The organism is Vitreimonas flagellata (assembly GCF_004634425.1).
Taxonomy (GTDB): Bacteria; Pseudomonadota; Alphaproteobacteria; order Caulobacterales; family Aquidulcibacteraceae; genus Vitreimonas; species Vitreimonas flagellata.
This window is the reverse complement of sequence record NZ_SBJL01000001.1, coordinates 1,171,275-1,193,221: the sequence shown is the minus strand read 5'-3', so window position 1 is coordinate 1,193,221 and position 21,947 is coordinate 1,171,275. Positions and strand designations below refer to the sequence as shown.

The following is a 21,947-nucleotide window of genomic DNA, read 5'->3' as shown; positions in this document are numbered from 1 at the left end:
GTTTAGTTGAAGATGTCTTCAAGGCTAGGAAAGTCGACGCCGGAATCGCCGAACGCGCTGGCCAGATCATCGAAGAAGCTGGACATCTCCACTTCACGGGGCGAACGCACGGGTTGTTCTATGCCGGGGAGCGGGTGGTCTTCGACGCCGTTGTGCGCAACACGCATCGTGTCGGACCAAATCTGCGCCGGCAGCGTGCCGCCTGTGGTGCGGCCCATCGACGTGAAATCGTCGTGGCCGACCCAGACGCCGGCGGTGAAGTCGGCGCTGTAGCCGACGAACCAGGCGTCGCGCCAATCCGAGCTGGTGCCGGTTTTGCCGGCAATGTCGCGATCGCCGATGCGCGCGCCTGTGCCCGTACCGCGTAGCACGACGGCGCCCATCATCGAATTCATCTGATGCACGATCGCTGCATCGAGCACGCGTTGGCCTTCGTAGGCGGGGCGCACGTAAAGTTCTTGGCCCGACGAGTTCGTTACGCGTGTGATGATGTGCGGGTCGATGCGCACGCCATTGTTCATGAACACAGCGAAGGCTGACGTCATATCCCACAGCGTCGTCTCAACTGAGCCGAGCGCGATTGAGGGCGGCACGAAGGCGTTGCGCTCCGGCATGCCGCGCACGCCGAGGCGGCGGGCGACATCGGCAACACGTTGGGGGCCCACTTCGTAGCCGACTTCGGCTGCAACCGTGTTGATCGATTGCGCGAAAGCGGTGCGGAGTGTCACGGCGCCGCGATATCCTTCGTCGTAATTGCGAGGCCGCCAGCCATCGATGACGACGGGTTCGTCGTAGCGCACGTCCTCGGTGCTGAGCCCGCTTTCGAGCGCCGCTGTGTAAACGAACGTCTTGAAGGTCGAGCCCGGCTGACGTTCAGCCTGCGTAACGCGATTGAACTTCGACGCGCTGTAGTCGGTGCCGCCGACGAGAGCGACGATGCCGCCTTGGCGATCGACGGCCATGTAGGAGGCCTGCAGCGGGCGGCGGCCGAAAGCGCGATTGCCGAGGCGACGGCGGATCGAATCCGAAGCGGCGGTCTGCACCTCGTTGTTGATCGTCATCTGGATGACGAGGTCGGGCACTTCGCGGCCGACAGCGGCGCGGGCTTCTTCGACGGCAAGGTCGAACGCGTAGCCCATCGTGCGTTCGAAGTTCGGGCGGTCGATGATGCGGATACGCGCTTCGCGCGCTTCGTCGCGCTGCGCCTCGGTGATGAAGCCGGCATCGACCATCGCTTGCAGAACAACGTGCTGACGCGCGATGGCGTCTTCGAGGTGTGATGAGGGCGCAAGATCCGAGGGCGCTTTCGGCAAGCCAGCCAGCAACGCCGCTTCAGCGAGCGTGAGTTCGGTCGCGGGATGGCCGAAATAGCGGCGCGAGGCAGCATCAACGCCGTAGGCCTGATCGCCGAGATAGACGCGGTTCAGATAGAGTTCGAGAATCTCGTCTTTCGTCAGCCGCCGCTCGATGCGCGACGCGAGCACCATTTCGCGGAGCTTGCGATTGATCGTTTGGCGCTGCGTGAGGAAAAGATTGCGCGCGAGCTGCTGCGAGATCGTCGAGCCGCCCTGCACGGTTTCGCCCGCCTGTACGTTGGCGAGCAGTGCGCGGATCACCGCCATACGGTCCACGCCCTCGTGCGAATAGAAACGGCGGTCCTCGATGGCGAGGAAAGCTTGCGGCACGTGCTCGGGCATTTCGCTGAGCGGCGTGCGCCGCGCGTAGTACGGCCCGCGCATGCCGAGAATGTCGCCTTCGCGATCGACGAACATGATCGAGTTCTGGCGATTGAGCGCCCAGATCGATTCTGCGTCCGGCACACGGGGCAGGCCCCAATAGATCCAAACCCACAGGCCCAACACGAACGCCAACGCGCCGCCCGCGGCGATGCTCGCGACTGTGCGCCACGTGATCTTGCGCCGTCCGGCGACCATGTCCGCGATGTGCTGCTGCGCGGCGGCCGCGCGCAGCTTCGCCCAGTCGATGCCGCGGCGAAAATCTGGACCGTTTGGACCTGTGTCGGACAAGTGCGTCTCCGGAAGGGTGTGTCCAATAGAGGTATGGCCGAATTCTGGCCAGGGGGAATGGGGGATTTGGGCGCCCGCCATCCACGCGGATGGCGACCGCGCGCGTTGGAATCGTTCGTTTTTGCGAACTCTATTCGACCGACACGGCGCTGCGTTCGTTTTGGCCATCGTCGAGAAAATCGGGTTTGAGAACGGGACGCGGAACAATGGGCGGCGCACAGGCGCTGCGCGCGCTGCTGGATGAGGCCTACGCCGCGATGCGCGATGGCGAGGCGGCGGAGGCCGAGCGGCGCGCAGGCATTTGCGTTCTCGGCGGAAGATCCCGCGAGTTTGCGTGGGCCGCAATTCGACGCGGCGGGGTGTGATGAATTGTGCTTCTGGTCCTACCCGGAGCAAACTTTGGAGACATTGGAGCACGCGCTGCGGCTGGGTGAGCGTCCGCGTATGTTGGTGACGACGACGCCACGCCCGATCCAAGCGCTGAAGCGCTTGATCGTGGCGCCCGATACGGTCGTGACGCGCTCGAGCATTTGGGAGAACCAAGCGAATGTCGCGCCGGACTTTATCAACGCGCTGCGGCAGCGTTGGGCGGGCGCTGCGCGGCAGCGTCAGGAATTGGATGGCGAACTAATCGAGGATGTTGAGGGCGCCTTGTGGCGTCGCGCGGATTTGGAAGCGCTACGCGAGCGAAGTGACGGACCGTACGAGCATGTGGTGGCGGCAGCGTTCGCCGGTTCGAGCGCGACCCGGTGAGTGGTGGTGCGCCGATCTTTCATTTGAAAATCTTCAATCCAATGGATGCGCGGCCGCATCCGGCGTTTCCAGCGCGTGCGGATGTGTGGGCCGATGGCGCATCGTGGCGTTTGGGGCATTGGCTGAATGGTCGCGCAGGGCTTTCCGGCTTGGGCGAGGTCGTGCTGGATGTCTGCGCGCGCGCCGGCTTCACTGACGTGGATCTGACAACATTGCGGGGCGCCGTGAGCGGCTATGTGGTCGATGCACTGATGAGTGCGCGCGACGCGCTTGAGCCCTTGATGGCGGCGTATGATTTCACCGCGGCCGAGCGCGAAGGGCGCGTGAGTTTCTTTCATCGTGAAGCGCGCGATGCCGTTGAGATCGACGCTAACGATATGTCCGCGGCGAGCATCGGCGAGCCGTACGCCCAGCGTGGCGATGCGCAAGAGACAGCAGTGGAAGCGCGCGCACGAAGGGGGCGAGGCGCTGGAGATTGTGGCGCCGCCAGCCGGCGGTGCTTCGACACACAATCGCGCCGCGCGCTTTGCAGTGACGCTGCCGCACGCGGCGCTGCGCCCGTGGGCGCCCGCGCATGTGCGGGCGATATCGCGATCTCGTGGGTGCGGTGTGCGCGCGTTGGGGGCGATTCTTGGGGAGCGGGCGAGCCGCCGCTCGGGGAGCCCGCGGAAACGTACCTGCTGGAGGTTCTGGATGGCGGCGGCGCGGTCGTCCGCACCGCCGGGGCGTTAAGCTCTCCGTTTATTTATACAGCCGCCCAGCAGAGCGCCGATTTCGGTACGCCGCCCGCCTCGTTGCGGATTCGGATCGCTCAATTGGCGTCTTCCGGGGCGCCAGGGTTGAATAAGGAGTTAACCATACCCCTATAGTGCGGCAGGCCAGAAGGCCGGCACTCTGATTCCCTGCTTGGAATTGGCTGCGCCGCTGCCATCATTCTGCGGAAGCCGGAGCGCAGTCTGTCATCGTGAGTTGGGACCCGTACGCATCCCTGGGCGTCAGCCGAACCGCCACCGCCGACGAAATTCGTCGCGCGTACCGCTCGCTCGCCAAAGAATTGCACCCGGACGTGCGCCCGAACGACAAGGTCGCGGAAGACAAGTTCAAGCGCGCCACGGCGGCGTTTAATCTGCTTTCAGACCCGGTGACCAAGCAGCGTTTCGACCGCGGCGAGATCGACGCCGACGGCAACGAACGCATGGCGTTCAACTCGCGGCCAAGACAACAAGGCGCGCGGCAACACGCGGGCGCCGGCGCTGGTCCGGGGGCTGGCGCTGGGGCGGGACCCGGCGCGGATGCGTTCGATCTCGGCGATATCTTCTCTGATCTTTTTGGGCCCGGCTTTGGCGGCGCCGGCCGCGGCGGCTATGGCCGCATGCGCGGGCGCGACATGCGCTTCACGCTCGAAATCGATTTCCTCGACTCTATCAATGGCGCACGCCGGCGCATTTCGCTGGCGGAAGGCCGCACGCTCGACGTTGCTATTCCGGCTGGCGTCGAGACCGGGCAGGTGCTGCGTCTCAAGAACCAAGGTGGTCCCGGCGTCCAGGGTGGCCCTGCGGGTGACGCGCTGGTGGAACTCAACGTCCGCCCGCACGCCTTTTTCCGCCGCGAAGGGCAGGATGTTCACATGGATCTGAACATCTCGCTGACCGAGGCTGTCGAAGGCGCGAAGATCCAAGCGCCCACGCCGGGTGGCCCGGTGACGCTCACCATCCCAGCCGGCTCCAATACCGGCAAGACGCTTCGGCTGAAGGGAAAAGGTGTTGCAGGTCAAGGGGATCAGTTCGTCCGCCTGCAAGTCGTGCTGCCGGAGAATGTGGACGACGACCTGAAGAAGTTCGTCAAGAAGTGGCCCAAGCGGGACTACACGCCGACCCGGCCTGCTGGTTAATGTGAAGTACCCGTTACATTCAGGGGGCATTCAGTGCGGCTCCCGTACACGGGTCGCGCCATGTGGGCTAAATCACTCCTCCTTTCCGCGTTCGTCGCGACCGGCGCCATCGCTGCGCCCGTAAGCGCCCAGCATGCGCAATTCGTGCAGCCGCAAATGGTCATGCCCGTGCAACAGCGCGGCGGCGGCCAGCAAGATATTCGCTCTCTGCGCGAAGTCGTCGACGAAATCCGCTCCCAATATGGCGGTGAGTTGATCTCGGCTCGCCTTGAGGACGGCGGCCGGCCAATTTATGTGCTGCGTTGGCGAATGCCGGACGGCCAGGTGCGCGATTTCCGCGTGAACGCCGCCCGATAGGGAAAGACGCGCATGCGGTTGCTGGTGGTCGAGGACGACAAGAACCTGCGGGAGCAGCTTGCATCTGCGTTAGGTGACGCCGGCTATACGGTGGATACCGCGGACAATGGCGAAGACGGCCAGTTCCTCGGCGAAACCGAACCCTATGATTTGGCGATCCTCGATCTCGGCCTACCGAAGGTGGACGGGCTCACGGTGCTCAAGGCATGGCGCAAAGAGGGGCGCTCCATGCCGGTGCTGATCCTCTCCGCGCGCGATCGCTGGAGCGAGAAGGTCGAGGGCCTGGATCTCGGCGCCAATGATTATGTGACCAAGCCCTTCCATATGGCGGAGCTGCTGGCGCGCGTGCGCGCCAATGTGCGCCGCACGACGGATCATCAATCGGCCGTGCTTGAAGTCGGCGATCTGCGCCTCAACGCAGCGACGGGCCAAGTGACGGTGAACGGCGCGCCGGTGAAGCTCACCGCCTACCAGTACAAGGTGCTTGATTACCTGATGCACCACGCTGGCCGTATCGTCTCGCGTGCTGAACTCACTGAGAAAATCTACAGCCAGGATCACGAGCGCGACTCGAACACGATCGAAGTGTTCATCGGCATTCTGCGCCGCAAGATCGGCACCGATCGCATCATCACGGAAAAAGGTCTGGGCTACAGGCTGATCGATCCCGCGGACCAGCAGTGACGCAAAGCGCAAACTCCTCACCCGCTCGCGGGGGAGGTGGCGAGCGAAGCGAGCCGGAGGGGGAAAGTCTGTCACACGACGGCGCATCCCCCCTCAGCCAGCACGCTCCGCGTGCTGACAGCTCCCCCGCAAGCGGAGGAGCAGTTAGGCGCTTCCGCGAGCTGATCCGCCGATCGCTGGCGGCGCGGCTGATTACGATTGCTTTCGTCAGCGTGATCGGCCTCGTCGGCATGGGCTGGGTGGCGTACGCGCAATTCAATGCGCAGATGCTGCGGCTGCTGATTGATCCAGAGCTTGAGAGCGTCGCCAACAATCTCGTCGGCAATGCTGGGCCTGGTCTCGCCGGCGAATTGGCGTTGCAGGATTTGCCGTATGACCCGCGCTATCTTCAGCCGCTGAGCGGGCGCTATTACCAGGTCGCGCGCATCCACGATGACGGCTTGCTCGAAGTGCAGGTGATTTCGCCGTCGCTGTTTGACGTAGCGATCCCGCTCGATCCCAAAGTCCAAGCCAATCTCATCGCACCGGATGCGCCACGCACGGCGCAATTCCTCACCATTGAGGGCCCGGACCAAGAGAAGCTGCGCATCGTCGCGCGCGTGGAGCAAATCCCGCAGCTGGAAGGGCGCTATCTCTTTCTTGTCGGCGTGACGCCTGATGCGATCCTGGCGCCAGCGGCCGGCGTTGTGGGGTTTGCATTCGCGCTGTTCGTGGCGTTCTGCGCGATCATGGTTGCGGTGGTGTCGCTGATCCAAGTGCGCGTTGGGCTTGAGCCTTTGCACGCTTTGCAGCGCGACATCGCCAGTGTGCGGCGTGGGGATGCGGAGCGTCTCGGAAATAACTATCCCGCCGAACTCCAGCCTGTCGCCCAAGAACTCAACGCGCTGGTCGATCACAATCGTGAAGTCGTGGAGCGTGCGCGCCGCCACGTCGGCAATCTGGCGCATGCGCTGAAGACGCCGATCGCGGTGCTGAAGAACGCCGCGAGCGAAGGGCAATCGGCCGACGGCGTCATGCGCCAGTCGATCGAGGAGATGGAAGCGTTCGTAGAACGCCAACTTCGCCGTGCGCGTGTCGCGGCGCGGGCTGAGGCGCGGGCGGGCGCGCAGGCGCCGACGATCGCGTACCGCACGCCGGTCCTCCAAAACCTCGAAGACCTCGTCTTCATGATGGAGCAGAAATACGACCATCTGAAAGCGGTCGATATTTCCATCGAAGCCGAAGGCGACGTGACTTTCCGTGGCGAGCGCGAAGATTTGCTCGAAATGGTCGCCAACCTTGTCGATAACGCCTGCAAGTACGGCAAGAGCCAGGTGATCTTGCGTCTGCTGCCGGCGTTCGAAAGCAACGGCCTGTTCGAGATCGTGGTCGAGGACGATGGCCCTGGCCTATCGGACGAGGAGCTCGCGCGCGCGATGGCGCGGGGCGCGCGGCTGGATGAGGCCGCACCCGGACAGGGCCTCGGCCTCTCGATCCTCAAAGAAACCGTCGATCTCTATGCTGGGGAACTGCTTTTTGAGCGCGGGCAATTGGGCGGGCTCAAAGCGCGCCTGAGGTTGCCGGCTACAGACTAGGCTGAAGCAGCCTGCGGCGTCCGAACGGATTTCGCGCGCGGGCAAACAAGGCTAGTGACGCTCCTTGTGTGGACACAGATTGCAGTTCTGGCGATTGCAGCCGTGCTGACGGCTGGTGCGGCTTTTTGGGCGCTGCGCGCCTACCGCCGTGCGGGCGGCGGCGTGGCTTCGCCGATACCGGCCCTGGTGGTGTGCGGCGCGGTCGCAGTTGCTGCGCTCGGCACTTATCTTTTCCTCGGTCGCCCCGAACTACCCGACGCACCGTACGCGGCGCGCCTTGAAGCGCTGAAGGATCGCGACCCTCGCAGCTATACAGTCGATGAGGCGCTTGCGATCCTGAATGAGGCGTCGCGCGAAAACGCCAACGACCCACTTCCATATTTTTACACAGGCCAACTCTTGCTCGATCAGGGGCGCGCCGAAGAAGCGGCGCGCGCATTCGATATGGCGCTGCGGCGCGACCCTTTGATGGCCGAGGCGTTGCTCGGGCTTGGACGCGCGCTTGTCGGTATCGAAGGTCGCGTGACGCCGGAAGCGTTGGCGGCGTTTCAACAGGCTGGCGCGCTCACCAATGATCCAGCGCCCTGGATTTATCAGGCGATGGCGGCGATGGAAGAAGGTCGCGATGCGCGCACGTTTTGGAGCGAAGCGTACGTGCGCATGAATGAAGATGATCCGCGTCGCGAAATGGCGCGTCGCATGAGCAGCGGCGAGGGAGCGGAATAATGCGCCGTCGTGATCAACGCTTGATGATGATCGCCGCCGCAGGCGCTCTGCTGGTCGGCGCGATGACGCTGACGTTTGTGGGTTTGCGGGACTCTGTGACGTTCTTCGTAGCCCCCTCAGAGCTGGCGGAGCGCGCGCAGCCGGGCCAGCGCGTGCGCTTGGGTGGCTTAGTGGTGGAAGGCACGGTGCGCCGGGCGCCGGACGGAGCGAATATGTTCACCGTCACCGATGGCGGCGCCGCCGTTGAGGTGCGTTACGATGGCATCCTTCCTGATCTATTCCGCGAAGGCCAAGGCGTGGTTGCGGAAGGCACTTGGTCGCCGGGGCAGCCCTTCGAAGCCGAGCGTGTGCTGGCCAAGCACGACGAAACCTATATGCCGCGCGAAGTCGCCGAAGCGCTGAAAGAGCGCGGCGAGTGGAAAGGCGACACGCCGCAATGATCGCTGAGATTGGCGCATTCGCGGCGGCGCTGACGCTGGCGCTGAGCCTGGCGCAAGGCGCGCTGGGGCTGGTCTCGACCGGCCACAATGAACGCGGGGCTGCTGCGGCGGCGATCGCGCAAGCGGCCGCGTTCGCGTGCGCGCTGTCGTTTGCGTGCCTGATGTATGCGTTCGTGACGTCAGACTTTTCCGTCAGCGCCGTCGCCGCGAATTCGCACATCGATAAGCCGCTGATCTACAAAATCGCCGGCACCTGGGGAAACCACGAGGGCTCGATGCTCCTGTGGTGTTTCGTCTCCGCCTTGTTCGGCGCGATCCTGGCGATGCGCCGCGGCGAGCAGAGCTTTGGGCTTTGGTCGCGCGCGATTGGCGTGCAGGGCTTCGTCACCGCTGGCGCGCTCATCTACACGCTCTTCCTCTCAAACCCGTTCGCGCGGCTTGATCCGGCGCCCATGCAGGGCAGCGGGCTTAATCCGCTGCTGCAAGACCCCGCGCTCGCGGCGCACCCGCCACTTTTGTATCTCGGCTATGTCGGTTTGAGCGTGCCGTTCTCGCTGGCGATCGCGGCGTTGATTGAAGGCCGCGTGGATCAAGCCTGGGCGAAAGCGTTGCGCCCGTGGACGCTTGCGGCGTGGACGTTTCTGACGCTTGGCATCGGCTTGGGTTCGTACTGGGCCTATTATGAACTCGGCTGGGGCGGTTGGTGGTTCTGGGATCCCGTTGAGAACGCGAGCTTCATGCCGTGGCTCATCGCCTGCGCCTTAGTGCACTCCGCAATCGTGACCGAGCGCCGTGGTTCGATCGCGAGTTGGACGATCCTCCTTGCGATCATGGGCTTTGGCTTGGCGTTGCTCGGCACATTCCTCGTGCGCTCTGGCGTGCTGACCTCCGTGCACGCATTCGCCGTCGATCCGCGTCGCGGCATTGCCGTGCTCGTGTTGTTGGCGATCGCGCTGGGCATTGGATTCACGCTCTACGCCTGGCGCGCGCCGAAATTGGCGCAGCCCTCGGGTTTTGCGGCCGTGAGCCGCGAGAGCATGCTGGTTTGGAATAATTTCGGCCTCGCGGTGGCGGCGGGCGTGGTGCTGATTGGCACGCTTTATCCGCTGCTTGTGGAAGCAATGGGCGGCGGGCTGATCTCGGTCGGTCCGCCCTTCTTCAACTTGACGGTCGCGCCATTGCTCGGCGCATTGTTCTTACTGCTCCCGTTCGGGCCGATGCTGTCGTGGCGCGTTGGTGATTTCCGCGAGTCTGCAAAGAAGCTCGCGCCAGCGGCGATCCTTGCGATGCTCACGCTTGTCGGTGCGCTCGTGTTCGCGAGCGGTCGCGCCATTCCGGCTATTGGGTTGGCGCTCGGTGTGTGGCTGATCGCCGGTGGCTTGATCTATCTCTGGACGCGCGTGCAACGCGGCGAAGGGCAGGCGCTGCGCAAGCTGGCGCTGCTGCCGCTCGCCGTGTGGTCCATGAGCATCGCGCATGTTGGTGCGGGCGTACTCACGCTTGGCGCGATTGCAGAGACAGCGTTTCGCAAGGAGCAGGCGGCTGTGCTCAATCCGGGCGAGAGCGTGGATTTTATCGGCCGGCGCGTGACGCTTCTCGAAGTAGGTGAAATCGAGGGCGCGAACTATGCCGCCACGCGCGCGAATTTCCGCGTCGAACGCCCCGGCGAAGTGCAACGCATGTCAGCCGAGCGGCGCTTCTATCCGACCTCGCCGATGCCAACGTCGGAAGTCGGCATCCTAAGCGGCCTCGATGGCGATCTCTATGTGGCGCTCGGCGATGCAGGACGCGACAATTCCGGCTGGACGGTGCGGCTCTACTATAACCCGCTTGTGCATCTCATCTTCATTGGCGTGACCATGATGGGGATCGGCGGCGCGTTGAGCTTGCTCGCCTTGGCGCGGCGAAGGAAACTGATGCCGTCATGAGCTTCGCGGCCATCCTTTTTGCCATCGCTGCGCCTGTCGTTCTGGGGAACCCGGCGCAAGAGGCGCGGGCGCATGCGCTCGAAATGGAGATCCGCTGCGTCCAGTGTCAGAACGAGCCGATCGCGCAATCCACGTCCGAGATCGCCGCCGACATGCGTACGCTGGTGCGTGAGCGCGTCGCTGCTGGGGATAGCGACAGCGAAATCCGCGCATTCTTCCGTGAGCGCTACGGTGACTTTGTCCTCTTCCGCCCGCCTGTGGACGCGCGCACCTGGGCGCTTTGGGGGGCGCCGATCCTCCTTTTGCTCATCGGCCTGTGGGCAATTTTCTCGACCCGGAGCCGCGCGCAGCCAGACGCCGCGGTGCTGACGCCCGAAGAGGGTGAACGGTAAACGTCGTATTTGAGGGCGTGTTCGTCGCGCCCGGCGTCGTTCGGCCGCAAAAAAGGCGCCTGTCCTCGCCTCAATTGATCGCAACTTCGCCCAAAACCACCCTTACGGGACCGAGAGTTGAGCCTATGTTGAAGCTCGGAGCGGGCCTTGGGCCGGCTTTGGGCTAAGCTCTTTTGACGTCCTTTCGAGGGTCTCCATGATTGAAGCAGGTACCGTGAAGTTTCTCCGCCGCACACTGATCGCCGGCGGGAGCACTCTTGCTCTTTTCGCGGGCTTCGCCGCCGCGCCGATGGTTTTCTCCAACGGCGCCAACGCCCAAGAGATAAATCCCACCGCCATCGCCCCGCCCAACGGCGCGCCGATGAGCTTCGCCGACCTGATCGAACGCGTGCGCCCGGCGGTCGTCTCTATTTCCGTGCGCCAGCGCCCGGACGCCGCGACCGGCCCGCAGGTAGAAGGCCTGCCGCCGGGCTTTGAGGAATTCTTCCGTGGCCGGCCGGGTCGTCCGGGCGGCCCCGCGCCGACCGCGCTCGGCTCCGGTTTCTTCATCGACCAGAGCGGCGTAATCGTCACCAACCACCACGTCATCGAGGGCGCGGAAGAGATCACCATCCGCACCAGCGACGGCCGCGACATCCAGGCCGATATTGTCGGCTCCGACGAAGCCACCGACATCGCCGTGCTGCGCGTGCGCGGCGGCGGGCGCTTCCCGTATGTGACCTTCGACGACGCGCGCCATGTACGCGTGGGCGATTGGGTCGTCGCTGTCGGCAATCCATTCGGCCTCGATGGCACGGCCACGGCCGGTATCGTCTCGGCGATGGGCCGTCGCGACGCGGGTTCGTCCGCCTATGTCGATTACATGCAGATCGACGCGCCGATTAACCGGGGCAATTCGGGCGGCCCGACCTTCGATCTTGCCGGCAACGTCATCGGCGTGAACAGCGCGATCTTTTCACCGACGGGCGGCAACGTTGGGATTGGCTTTGCCATTCCGGCGCAAACCGCCAACAGCATCGTCCAGCAAATTCTGCAGAACGGCCGCGTCTCGCGCGGCTGGATCGGCGTCTCGATCCAACCGCTCGATGAAGACATCGCCCGCAGCCTCGGTCTCGACGAGCCGCGCGGCGCGCTGATCGCAAGCGTGGTGCCGGATGGCCCGGCGGCGCGCGCTGGCTTGCAGCAAGGCGACGTGATCCTGACCTTCAATGGTCAGCGCATCGAGGATAGCCGCGACCTCACACAACGCGTGGGCGCCACGGCCATCGGCAACAATTCGCGCGTAGAAATTCTGCGCGGCGGCAATCGTCGTACGCTGAATCTGCGTCTGCAGGAACGCCCATCCGAGCAAACGCTCGCCGCGGCAAACCCTGCGCCGAACGCGACACCGCCTGAAACGCCGGATGGCGCGCCAGGTGTGGCGCAAAGCTCGTTGGGTCTCTCTGTGCGCCCGGCGACCTCAGAAGATCGTACGCGCTATGAACTTGGCGCGAACGAAGCAGGCCTCGTCGTCACCGCTGTCGAGCCGGACAGTGATGCCGCGAGCAAGGGCATCCGCGTCGGGGATATCATTCTGCAGGCCGGTGGCCGCAGCGTGCGCACCGCTGCGGAGCTCTCCACTGCCGTCGACGCGGCGCGTCGCGCGAGCCGTCCGCTGCTCTTGCAGGTGGATGGTCGTGCGGGTCGTCGCTTCATCGCGGCGGAAGTCGCCGAGTAAAGGGTGAGGGAGAACGTATGCGGGTACTTCTCGTAGAAGACGACGCCGATATGGCGGCCAGCCTGAAGGCTTCGCTGACGGCCGATGAACATGATGTCGAAATCGCCGGCGACGGTGAACTCGGCGAGTCGATGGCGCTGAACGGCGGCTTCGACGTGATTGTGCTGGATCGCATGCTGCCGAAGAAAATCGGCACGGACGTGATCAAGGATCTGCGCGAACAAGGCTTGTCGACGCCGGTGCTGATGCTGTCGGCGTTGCATGACGAAGATCATCGTGTTGAAGGCCTTGAGGCTGGCGCCAATGATTATCTCGGCAAGCCGTATTCGACGCGCGAATTGCTGGCGCGCGTGAAGGCGCTCTGGAATGGCCGCGATCGCGATGCCCAAACGCGTTTGCAGGTCGGCGATCTCGAGATGGATTTGCTGGCGCGCACCGTGAAGCGTGGCGGCAAGAAGCTTGATCTTCAGCCGCGCGAGTTCCGCCTGCTTGAGTACCTCATGCGCAATTCCGGTCAGACGGTGACGCGCAAGATGCTGCTCGAAAACGTGTGGGATTATCATTTCGACCCGCAAACGAACGTGATCGACGTGCACATTTCGCGTTTGCGCTCGAAGATTGACCGCGATTTCGGGCAATCTCTGCTGCACACGGTGCGAGGTTCAGGTTATCGACTGGAGGCATGAGGCCAAGCCTCGCGCTTCTCCGGACCACGACCTTCCGGCTTGCCCTGGTGCAAGCCGGCATCGTGCTGCTGTTCGTGGTAGCGCTGCTGATTTACCTCTATGTGGCGACCATTGGTCAGCTCAACGCTGACTCTGATGTACTCGCCGAACAGGAATATGCAGCGCTTGAGAGCGCGTACGGCGAAGGCGGCATGCGCCGCTTGAACCAGGAAGTGGTGGAGCGCGCTGCCCGCCAGGGGCCGCTGCTCTACGTGCTGGCCGAAAGCAACGGCACGGTCATCACCGGCGACTTTCCGCAGCTTCCCACCGTGCCCGTGGGCGAAGCGATCGAACAGGTCGATTTCAGTTTCGAGCGCACCGATGAAGGCGGTGGCGGGGAGCGCGGTCGCGCGCGCGGGCAAGTGGGCCGTTTGCTCAACGGGCCGATCCTGCTCGTGGCGCGCGATCTCGGCGACACCGCGCTGATCGCGGGGCGGATCACGCGCGCGCTGTGGACGGTGGCGGCGCTTGGTCTGATTTCATCGCTGGCGATCGGCCTCATCGGCGCTTGGCTCGCGTCGCGCCGTGTCGAAGCGCTCACGAATACGACGCGGGACGTCATGGCCGGCGATCTCACGCGTCGCGCGCCGGTGCGCGGCGATGACGACGAATGGGATGAACTAGGGCACGCGATCAACGCCATGCTCGATCGGCTTGAGCGCTTGATGCATATCTCGCGCACGGCCGGCGATGCGATCGCGCACGATCTGCGTTCGCCGTTGACCCGCTTCCGCCATCGCCTCGAATCCGCGCTCGACGCTGAACCGGACACCGATGCCGATCGCGAAGCCTTGCGCAAAGCGTTGGAAGAGGCCGATCGCTTGCTCGATATGTTCGCGGCGGTGTTGAAGCTGGCGCGCGTGGAATCCAACCCGGATTGGCGCTTCCAGCGGATCGACGCGACCGAGCAATTGCGCGAGCTTGTCGACTTCTATGAGCCCGCCGCTGAGGAGCAAGGTCGCACCCTGCGTGGTGAGGTCGCGGACGGTTTGGTGCTGAATGGTGAACCGGGGCTCTTTGCGCAGGCGGTGTCGAATTTGATCGAGAATGCACTCAAATATACGCCAGAAGGCGGGCGAATCGAAATTCGCGCCGTGCGCCGCCAGGATGGCCGCATAGAGATCACGGTGTCGGATGACGGCCCAGGCATTCCGCTAGCGGATCGCGAGCGCGTGCTGGAGCGCTTCGTGCGGCTCGAAAGTGCGCGCTCCACGCCGGGCGCGGGCCTTGGCTTGAGCCTTGTCGCGGCAGTTGCGCGTCTGCATCGCGGCGGTCTGCATCTGCGCGATGGCCTGGGCGACGACAATCATCGCGGTCTAGGCGCAGCGCTCGTGCTGCCGGCCATCGACGCAGCGGCGGCGCGCTGATGCGTTCGGTGTCACCCGCTCTGGCGAACATCGCGCCGCCCACGCCATTCGCCGATACACCTTGGGCGCAAGCGGCGGCATCCGCTGCGCAAAATGCGCCCTATCTGCGCCGCATCATGGAGCGCCGCCCGGACTTGCTTGAAGGCGCCGATGCGGAATGGGCCGAACGCTTGCTTCGCGAAGCGCTTGCACAGGCGCATGAGATTGCGCTGGCGCCGCCACCGATCGAAGACGCAATGCGCATCCTGCGCCGCGCCAAGGATGCCGTGCACCTGGCGACGGCGCTCGCTGATCTCTCGCGCACGTGGCCGCTCATGCGAGTCACGGGCGCCATTACCGATTTCGCCGACGCCGCTTTGCGCGCGGCGCTCGCTGTGGCCGGTCGCGAAAGCGAGCAACGCGGCGACCTCACGCTCTCCAGCTTTGACGGCGACGAAGGCCCTGTGCCGGGGCTCATTCTTGTTGCGATGGGCAAGATGGGGGCGGGCGAGCTCAATTATTCAAGCGACATCGATTTTTCCGTTTTCTTCGATGCCGAATTGCTCCGCACCACCAATGCGCGCGAGCCACGCGTCGCGGCGGTGCGCTTGGTTGCGCCGCTGGTGCGCACGCTGGAGGAGGTGACGGTCGATGGTTACGTTTTCCGCACTGACCTACGCTTGCGGCCTGATCCGGGCTCAACGCCTGTCGCGGTGTCGGTCGCGTCCGCCGAACACTATTACCAGAATCTCGGACAAAACTGGGAGCGCGCGGCGTTCATCAAAGCGCGCGCCGCGGCTGGTGATCGCAAGTCCGGTCGCGATTTCCTTGCCTCGCTGGAGCCCTTCATCTGGCGCAAGCATCTGGATTTCGCCGCTGTCGAGGACGTCCATTCGATCAAGCGCCAGATCCTATCCGCGCATAAAAGCGCCGAGCTCGGCGAGCCGGTGTTCGATGTGAAGCTCGGGCGCGGCGGCATTCGTGACATCGAATTGTTCGCGCAGACACAGCAGCTCATTCTCGGCGGTCGCAATCGTAAACTCCGCGCGCAAGGCACGCTTGCGGCGCTGGATGCCTTAGTGGAGGCTGGGGCGATTGCACCTTCGGCGCGCGACGCGTTGCACGAGGCCTATATCTTCTATCGAGAGATCGAGCATCGCATCCAGATGCTGGAGGATGCGCAGACACATCACGTCCCACGTGATGAAGACGCGCGCGCGCGCGTGGCGGCTCTGGCGGGCTTCGAAACACTGGCCGCGTTCGAGATGGCATTGGTCGAGCGGCGCAAGATCGTCTCCGACATCGACCATCAATTGTTCGGCCGCGGCGAGAGCCTCGCCGATCCGATGGGCAGCCTCATCTTCACGGGCGTCGAGGATCATCCCGAAACGCTGAAGACGATTGAGAAGCTCGGCTTTAAGCGCCCCGATTATGTGAGCCAAACCATCCGTGGCTGGCACCACGGCCGCATCCGCGCGATGCGCTCGGAACGCGCGCGTGAGGTGTTGACGCGTCTCACGCCGCGCTTGTTGCGTGCGTTGGCCGCGTCCGGCGATCCAGATCAAACCTTCGCGCGGTTCGAGACCTTCTTCTCCGGGCTCATCGCCGGCGTCCAGGTGCTCTCTCTGCTGGAAGCGCGGCCGTCCTTCCTTGATCTGTTGGCGCGCATTCTCACGCTCGCGCCGCGTTTGGCGGAAGCGTTGGCGCGGCGCCCGGCTTTGCTCGATGCGCTGATCGAACCGCGTTTCGCAATTCCCTTGGCCCAGGACGAACCGGGCGCGCTGGCACGGCAGCTGCAGGATCGTTTGCACGACGCGGACAGTTTCGAGGCCAAGCTGAATGCCGCGCGTCGCTTCCAGCGCGAGGAGGCGTTCCGTATCGGTGTGCAGGTGCTGGAGAACATCGCCAACGCTCAGGATGCCGGTGCGGCTTACGCCGATCTGGCTGAGGCGTGCGTACGCGCGATGGCCGATGCGGCATTGAGCGAGGTGGAGCGCATGTACGGGCCGCAGCCGGGCGCGTTCGTTGTGCTGGCGCTTGGCAAGTTCGGTGGTCGCGAACTTGCCGAAGGCTCCGATCTCGACATCATGCTCGTCTATGATGCGCCGCAGGAGTCCGGCGACGCGAAGCTTACCGCCGGTGAGTTCTATGCGCGTCTCACGCAGCGCCTGATCAGCGCGCTGTCGGCGCCAACGGAAGAAGGTTCGCTCTACGAGATCGACACCAAGCTGCGCCCATCGGGATCGAAGGGCCCGGTGGCTGTGCGCTTCTCTTCGTTTGAGCGCTACTACGCAGAAGAGGCGTGGACCTGGGAATTGCAGGCGTTGACGCGACTGCGTGTCGTGGCCGGCGACGATGCGCTCGCCACGCGCGTGGTTACGGCGACGCAGAACACGCTGGCGCAAGAGCGGGATGCGGCCAAGGTGCGCGCCGATGTCGCCAATATGCGTGGATTGATGGAGCGCGAGCGCGCCGGGCGCAGCGTGTGGGATTTGAAGCTCGCTCCCGGCGGCTTCGTCGATATCGAGTTCATCGCCCAAGCGCTGCAACTCACGCACGCCGCCTTGCATCGTGAGGTGCTGGCCGCGAACACGGGTGATGCGCTGATCGGCTTGGCTAAGGCCGGCGTGCTTTCGGACAAAGCCTACAAAGACTTGATCGATTCCTGGCGGCTGTGGAGCGATTTACAGCAGGTGCTGCGCATCTGCGTCTCGGGCGAGTTCGAGGCAGAAGTCGCGCCGCGGCTCATGACAATCGTGGGCGTTAACGACCTCAATGCCTTGGAAGATGCCATTCGCACCACCCAGGCTGCGGTGCGTGCCGTCTTTGTGCAGATCGTGGGGCCGCTGGGCGACGGAAGCCAGCCGCTCAGCCGTTAGATCGGGCGAACGGAGTTTTTGATGCAGGTAAAGTACGTGCTCTTGGCCATCGGGCTCACGGCGAGCCCGGCCTATGCGCAAGCGGGCGGCATGGCCGAACGGCTATCGGCGCTTGATCTTAACCGCGACGGCTCGATCACGCGCGCGGAGGCGCGTGAGGCGCGTCTTGCGGCTTTCACACGGGCCGACGCTAACAACGATGGCTATCTCAGCGAGGCGGAACGTAACGCGGGCGGCAACAATGGGATGCGCCAAGGTTTGGGCGCCGCTGATACGAATAACGACGGTCGCGTCGGCCGCGACGAGGCGCTTGCCGCGCCCTATCGCGGCTTCGATCGACTCGATGCCAACAATGATGGCGTGATCAGCAGCCAGGAAATGCAGGCGGTGCGGCGCTTCGGCGGCTGATGGAGCGAAGGAGGGCTGATCGCGGATGATCGATCCGGACGCAGAACTCGTCCGGAACGCGGGGGCTGGAGACGCCCGGGCCGCGGAAGCGCTCGTGCGCCGTCATTTGCCGAGAATGGTTGGCCTTGCGCGGCGCATGTTGAACGACGGCGCCGAGGCCGAGGATGTGGCGCAAGAAGTTTTCTTGCGCGTGTGGCGCGAAGCGCCGCGCTGGAAGCCGGGTGCGGCAAAATTCGAAACTTGGATGCACCGCGTAGCACTCAATCTTTGCTACGATCGCTTGCGTCGCAAACGCGAAAAATCCGATCCGGACGCCGGACTCTACGTAGCCGACAATAAGCCGATGGCGAGCGATCTGTGGCTGGCGCGGCAGCGCGAAACCAAGGTGCATGCGGCCCTCGCGGATCTGCCGGAGCGGCAGCGCGCAGCGCTCGTGCTGGTGCATTTTCAGGAACTCAGCAACATTGCGGCGGCGGAAATGCTGGAGATCAGCGTTGAAGCTCTTGAATCGCTTCTGGCGCGCGGGCGACGCGCGCTGAAGGCGGCTCTGGCGGACGTCGCGGCGGATTTGATTGGCGACGCGGATGGCGTCTCGCGGATGTGACGAAGGATAGAGCGATGGACCGTACACGGTTCGAGGCATTGCTGGCGGCTTACGGCGCGGACGTGAGCCGCTGGCCGGAGAGCGAACGCGCGGATGCTCAGGCGTTCGTCGCAGCGCATGGGGGTGAGGTGAGCGACTTGCGCGAAGAGGCGCGTGAGATCGACGATATGCTTGCGCACGCTTCTGTGGCTCCGAACACTGATGCGCTCGCCGCGCGCATTCTCGCTGCAGCGCCCAGGCGCGCAGAGGTGTTTGATCGCCGCGCGCTTTTGGCCTTAGCGGCATGCGCGGTGTTTGGCGTTGTGCTTGGCTATGGTGGCGGCTTGCTGGCGCCTGCGCCGCTTGAGGACGATTCCTATTTCGCGATGGCGTTCGAAGCGCCGGGAGAGGAAGGATGAGCGAACAGCGTTTTCCTTGGCGCACGCTTCTGTTTGTTTCCGTCGCCGTGAACCTGCTGGTGATCGGCGGCATCGCCGGCGCGCTGGCGTCGGGCGTGCGGGTGCAACGCAACGATCCCGAAGCGATCGTTGCGCGCATGCCTGGACCGCGCGCGTTCATGGCGGCGTTGCCGGCGGAGACGCGTGTGAAGCTTCGTGCTGAGCTGGTGGATTCGTGGGTGGAGACCCGCCAGGCGCGCATTGAAGCGCGTGAAGCGCGGCGCGCGGCGTTTGCGGCTGCCGCCGAAGAGCCGTTCGATGGCGTGCGCGTGAAAGCTGCGTTCGCGCGGCTGCGTGCGGCGGATCAAGCCGCAATTGGCGTCTTCCATGACAACATGATCGATGCGTTCGCGGAGCTTTCTCCGGACGAGCGCGCCGCTGCTTTGGACGCATTGCGCAACGCCGCGCCTGCGACGCGCCAGTCGATTACGGACGATGATGACGCGACGCCCCGCCCCGCGCTTTCGCCCGAGACGCGTGAGCGCGTGCAGGAACTTCAGAACATGAGCCCGGAAGAGCGGCGCGAGCGCTTCCGCGATCGTATCCGCGAGCGGCGTGAAGAGCGCCGCCAGCAGCAGAACGCGACGCCGTAATTATTCGGCGGCGGTCGCTTCCGCTTCGCGCTGGCCGCCAAACGTGCGCGGCAGCGTTACCGTTACGATCGTGCCGCGGCCGACCTCGCTCTGGATCGCGAGCTTGCCGCCGTGCATTTCCGCGAGCGATTTGGTGAGCGCCAAGCCCAAGCCCGTACCGTGATTGTTGCGCGTGAGTTCTTCTTCGACCTGCTCAAACGGACGCGCGAGGCGCGGCAGGTGCTCGGGCGGGATGCCGCAGCCGGTGTCGACCACGCGCAGCGTCAGCCCCGTCGTCGTGCCGCGCGCATGCACCATGATCGCGCCTTGGTCGGTGAATTTCACGGCGTTGGAGAGCAAGTTCAGCAGGATCTGCTTAACCGCGCGATGGTCCGCTTCGATCTCGGGCAGGTCTTCGGCGTCGACGACGATGGAGAGGCCTTTTTCCTCGGCCTTGCGCTTGGTGAGGCGCACGGCTTGTTCGATGGCGACGCTTGGATCAAGCGGGCGTGGCGAGAGCGTCAACTTGTTCGCCTCGATCTTCGCCATGTCGAGGATGTCATTGATCAGATCGAGCAGGTGGTTGCCGCTCTCGAAGATGTCGGACGAATATTGCTTGTATTGATCGTTGCCGATCGGGCCGAACAATTCCTTCGACATGATCTCCGAGAAGCCGATCACGGCGTTGAGCGGCGTGCGCAGCTCGTGGCTCATGTTCGCGAGGAACGTGCTCTTGGCGCGGCTCGCTTCTTCGGCCTTCTGACGCTCTTCGTGCGCCTCGCGCGCCAACGCCTTTATCCGGTATTCTTGGCTTTCGGCGCGGGTCAGCGCATCGGACAAGCGCTTCTCGTTGCGCGCAAGTTCCAGCTCTTGGCGCTTGAGCGGCGTGATATCGACGCCCACGGTGATAAGGCCGCCATCGGCAGCGCGGCGCTCCACGATGTGCAGCCATTGGCCGCTTGCGAGTTCGATCACGCGCACGTCCGGACTTTCCGGCTCGTGCTTTTCACGGCGGATCGCCGGAATGGATGCGGCGGCGATCGCTTCGTACGATGCACGCTGACGCAGGATTTCCGGGCCGAGCTTGAAGGCTTCGGCGAAGCTCTGGTTCCAGAGCAGCAAGCGACGGCGCGTATCCCAGAGCGCGAACGGGCCAGAAAAGTTCTCAATGGCCGCGCGCAGTTGGCGTTCAAGGTGCGAGACGCGCTGTTCCGCTTCAAAGCGCTGTGTGGCGTCGATGATCGTGCCGAACACGCGCATCTCGGCGCGGCCGCTGGAATCTTCAACGGCGGCGCCGCGGACCTCGATCCAGGCCAAGCCGCCATTGCGCATGACGCGGAAGCGCGCGTCCAGCATGCCGGCTTCTCGCGTGCGGCGGAAATCTTCTTCAACGCCGAAGCGGTCTTCAGCAACCACGAGTTCCAGAATGTCGCGTAGGCTCAAGGTATCGCTCGGTGCGCCGAGGAGGCGCGCGGCTTGCTCCGAGAGTTGCACCTCGTCAGCGCCAGGGCGCCATTCGATCACGCCGACCTTTGCGCCGTCCGCGGCGATGCGGAAATGCGTCTCAGCGCGGGCGGCTTCGGCTTCGGCCAAACGCGCGCGCTGACCGTTTTGGCGCATCAGCAGATAGAGCACGGCGATTGCCGCCAATGGCGCCGCAGCCACGAGCGCAAAGCTAAGCAGCGCCCCCAGCCAGAGCTGCAAATTGTTCGGCGCCGGCGAGGCGACCATGACGCGGAAATTGCCGATCTGCGCCGAAGCTTCGGCGGCGGCCCAGGTTGCGCCGTCGCCCGCCTGGATCAGTGCGCCGCCTGCGTCACCGCGTGTTGCGCTCAAGATTTGCTGTTGGGTGCGCACGCCGGCGCTTTGCAGCGCCGGTGAGGCGTAAATCACTTGGCCCTCGGGCGAGGCGACCAGGACGCGCGCACTGGCGTCCAATTCCGGCAAGAGGCGCGCCGCGTCGATCACGGTCACCAGCGAACGCTCGCCGACACGCTGGACGAGCACGGGGGCTGTCGGCAATTCGCCCATCGTCGGCGCGCCGGCCCAGGCGCTGCCGCCAGCGGCTTGCGCGGCCTGCACGGCGGCAATGATGAGCGCGGTGTGGTTCGAATTGGTGAGCGCTTCGATGTCGCCGTTGCGTGACACGACAGCGGCGGCGGTGGCGGCGGGTGCGCTGGCCGCAGCGGTGGCGATTGCGTTCGCATCGCCGACGCCGCCATTTACGGCCAGCTCGGCTGCGCCGTTCGATGCGCCAGCTGTGAGCGCGATGTTGGCATTGACGCGTTCGGCGACGAGGCCGGCGGTTGAGGCTTGCGCGGCAATGATCGTTTCTGCAGCGGAGTCGTGGTGCGCTTTGATCTGCGCGCTCATCGCGGCGAAGAATGCCGTGACGAACACGAACACCAGCACAATAAAGGGCCGGCTGGCCTTGTCGGGCGAAGCGCCCGCGGCCGTTATAGTTTCAGCACTGGACACAAGACTTCC

The 21,947-nt window shown here is 64.5% G+C and carries 21 protein-coding genes; 19 read left to right on the top strand and 2 right to left on the bottom strand.

Features of this window, described 5'->3' with window-relative positions:
- Positions 1-2: 2 nt before the first annotated feature.
- Positions 3-2,027 carry a transglycosylase domain-containing protein gene (locus EPJ54_RS06085; protein ID WP_167755598.1) on the bottom strand — a complete coding sequence of 675 codons (2,025 nt, stop codon included), beginning with the start codon at positions 2,025-2,027 and terminating at the stop codon, positions 3-5.
- Between the two features lie 89 nt (positions 2,028-2,116).
- Here EPJ54_RS06085 and EPJ54_RS19765 point away from each other — a divergent pair, with 89 nt between their 5' ends.
- The 19 genes from EPJ54_RS19765 (at position 2,117) to EPJ54_RS05995 (ending at position 19,481) form a co-directional block, all read left to right on the top strand.
- On the top strand, positions 2,117-2,392 hold the full coding sequence (locus EPJ54_RS19765; RefSeq protein WP_167755492.1) for a hypothetical protein: 276 nt from the start codon (positions 2,117-2,119) through the stop codon (positions 2,390-2,392).
- Complete coding sequence (locus tag EPJ54_RS06080) at positions 2,358-2,780, top strand: terminase large subunit domain-containing protein (protein WP_239590777.1); 423 nt, start codon at positions 2,358-2,360, stop codon at positions 2,778-2,780. The genes EPJ54_RS19765 and EPJ54_RS06080 overlap by 35 nt, the downstream gene beginning before the upstream one ends.
- Complete coding sequence (locus EPJ54_RS06075; RefSeq protein WP_135210752.1) at positions 2,777-3,649, top strand: phage tail protein; 873 nt, start codon at positions 2,777-2,779, stop codon at positions 3,647-3,649. The genes EPJ54_RS06080 and EPJ54_RS06075 overlap by 4 nt, the downstream gene beginning before the upstream one ends.
- 95 nt (positions 3,650-3,744) lie before the next feature.
- Positions 3,745-4,671, top strand: coding sequence for a DnaJ C-terminal domain-containing protein (locus EPJ54_RS06070; protein WP_135210751.1), 927 nt, complete (start codon positions 3,745-3,747; stop codon positions 4,669-4,671).
- Positions 4,672-4,731: 60 nt separating this feature from the next.
- The gene (locus EPJ54_RS06065) at positions 4,732-5,028 is read left to right on the top strand and encodes a PepSY domain-containing protein (protein ID WP_135210750.1); all 297 of its coding nucleotides are present in this window, start codon (positions 4,732-4,734) and stop codon (positions 5,026-5,028) included.
- Between the two features lie 12 nt (positions 5,029-5,040).
- Complete coding sequence (locus EPJ54_RS06060; RefSeq protein ID WP_135210749.1) at positions 5,041-5,712, top strand: response regulator; 672 nt, start codon at positions 5,041-5,043, stop codon at positions 5,710-5,712.
- Between the two features lie 212 nt (positions 5,713-5,924).
- The gene (locus EPJ54_RS06055; RefSeq protein WP_135210748.1) at positions 5,925-7,286 is read left to right on the top strand and encodes a sensor histidine kinase; all 1,362 of its coding nucleotides are present in this window, start codon (positions 5,925-5,927) and stop codon (positions 7,284-7,286) included.
- A gap of 54 nt (positions 7,287-7,340) precedes the next feature.
- Positions 7,341-8,012 carry a tetratricopeptide repeat protein gene (locus EPJ54_RS06050; RefSeq protein WP_135210747.1) on the top strand — a complete coding sequence of 224 codons (672 nt, stop codon included), beginning with the start codon at positions 7,341-7,343 and terminating at the stop codon, positions 8,010-8,012.
- A complete protein-coding gene (ccmE, locus tag EPJ54_RS06045) occupies positions 8,012-8,452 on the top strand; it encodes a cytochrome c maturation protein CcmE (RefSeq protein ID WP_135210746.1) in 441 nt (146 codons plus the stop codon). Before EPJ54_RS06050 ends, ccmE begins: the two co-directional genes overlap by 1 nt.
- A complete protein-coding gene (locus EPJ54_RS06040; protein WP_135210745.1) occupies positions 8,449-10,380 on the top strand; it encodes a heme lyase CcmF/NrfE family subunit in 1,932 nt (643 codons plus the stop codon). Before ccmE ends, EPJ54_RS06040 begins: the two co-directional genes overlap by 4 nt.
- Complete coding sequence (locus EPJ54_RS06035) at positions 10,377-10,772, top strand: cytochrome c-type biogenesis protein (protein ID WP_135210744.1); 396 nt, start codon at positions 10,377-10,379, stop codon at positions 10,770-10,772. Before EPJ54_RS06040 ends, EPJ54_RS06035 begins: the two co-directional genes overlap by 4 nt.
- A gap of 196 nt (positions 10,773-10,968) precedes the next feature.
- Positions 10,969-12,489 carry a Do family serine endopeptidase gene (locus tag EPJ54_RS06030; protein WP_135210743.1) on the top strand — a complete coding sequence of 507 codons (1,521 nt, stop codon included), beginning with the start codon at positions 10,969-10,971 and terminating at the stop codon, positions 12,487-12,489.
- A gap of 17 nt (positions 12,490-12,506) precedes the next feature.
- Positions 12,507-13,175, top strand: coding sequence for a response regulator transcription factor (locus tag EPJ54_RS06025; protein ID WP_135210742.1), 669 nt, complete (start codon positions 12,507-12,509; stop codon positions 13,173-13,175).
- On the top strand, positions 13,172-14,581 hold the full coding sequence (locus EPJ54_RS06020) for a sensor histidine kinase (protein WP_135210741.1): 1,410 nt from the start codon (positions 13,172-13,174) through the stop codon (positions 14,579-14,581). Before EPJ54_RS06025 ends, EPJ54_RS06020 begins: the two co-directional genes overlap by 4 nt.
- Positions 14,581-17,439: a bifunctional [glutamine synthetase] adenylyltransferase/[glutamine synthetase]-adenylyl-L-tyrosine phosphorylase gene (locus EPJ54_RS06015; protein WP_135210740.1), complete on the top strand. Its 2,859-nt coding sequence runs from the start codon at positions 14,581-14,583 to the stop codon at positions 17,437-17,439. The genes EPJ54_RS06020 and EPJ54_RS06015 overlap by 1 nt, the downstream gene beginning before the upstream one ends.
- A 21-nt stretch (positions 17,440-17,460) precedes the next feature.
- Positions 17,461-17,847: an EF-hand domain-containing protein gene (locus EPJ54_RS06010; RefSeq protein WP_135210739.1), complete on the top strand. Its 387-nt coding sequence runs from the start codon at positions 17,461-17,463 to the stop codon at positions 17,845-17,847.
- Between the two features lie 25 nt (positions 17,848-17,872).
- On the top strand, positions 17,873-18,451 hold the full coding sequence (locus tag EPJ54_RS06005) for an RNA polymerase sigma factor (RefSeq protein WP_135210738.1): 579 nt from the start codon (positions 17,873-17,875) through the stop codon (positions 18,449-18,451).
- Between the two features lie 14 nt (positions 18,452-18,465).
- Entirely contained in the window at positions 18,466-18,849 is a 384-nt protein-coding gene (locus tag EPJ54_RS06000) for a hypothetical protein (RefSeq protein ID WP_135210737.1), read from the top strand.
- The gene (locus EPJ54_RS05995) at positions 18,846-19,481 is read left to right on the top strand and encodes a periplasmic heavy metal sensor (RefSeq protein ID WP_135210736.1); all 636 of its coding nucleotides are present in this window, start codon (positions 18,846-18,848) and stop codon (positions 19,479-19,481) included. Before EPJ54_RS06000 ends, EPJ54_RS05995 begins: the two co-directional genes overlap by 4 nt.
- Here the strand turns inward: EPJ54_RS05995 and EPJ54_RS05990 are convergent, their stop codons facing one another.
- Positions 19,482-21,938, bottom strand: a complete 2,457-nt coding sequence (locus EPJ54_RS05990; RefSeq protein WP_135210735.1) for a PAS domain-containing sensor histidine kinase — start codon at positions 21,936-21,938, stop codon at positions 19,482-19,484.
- Between the last annotated feature and the right edge of the window lie 9 nt (positions 21,939-21,947).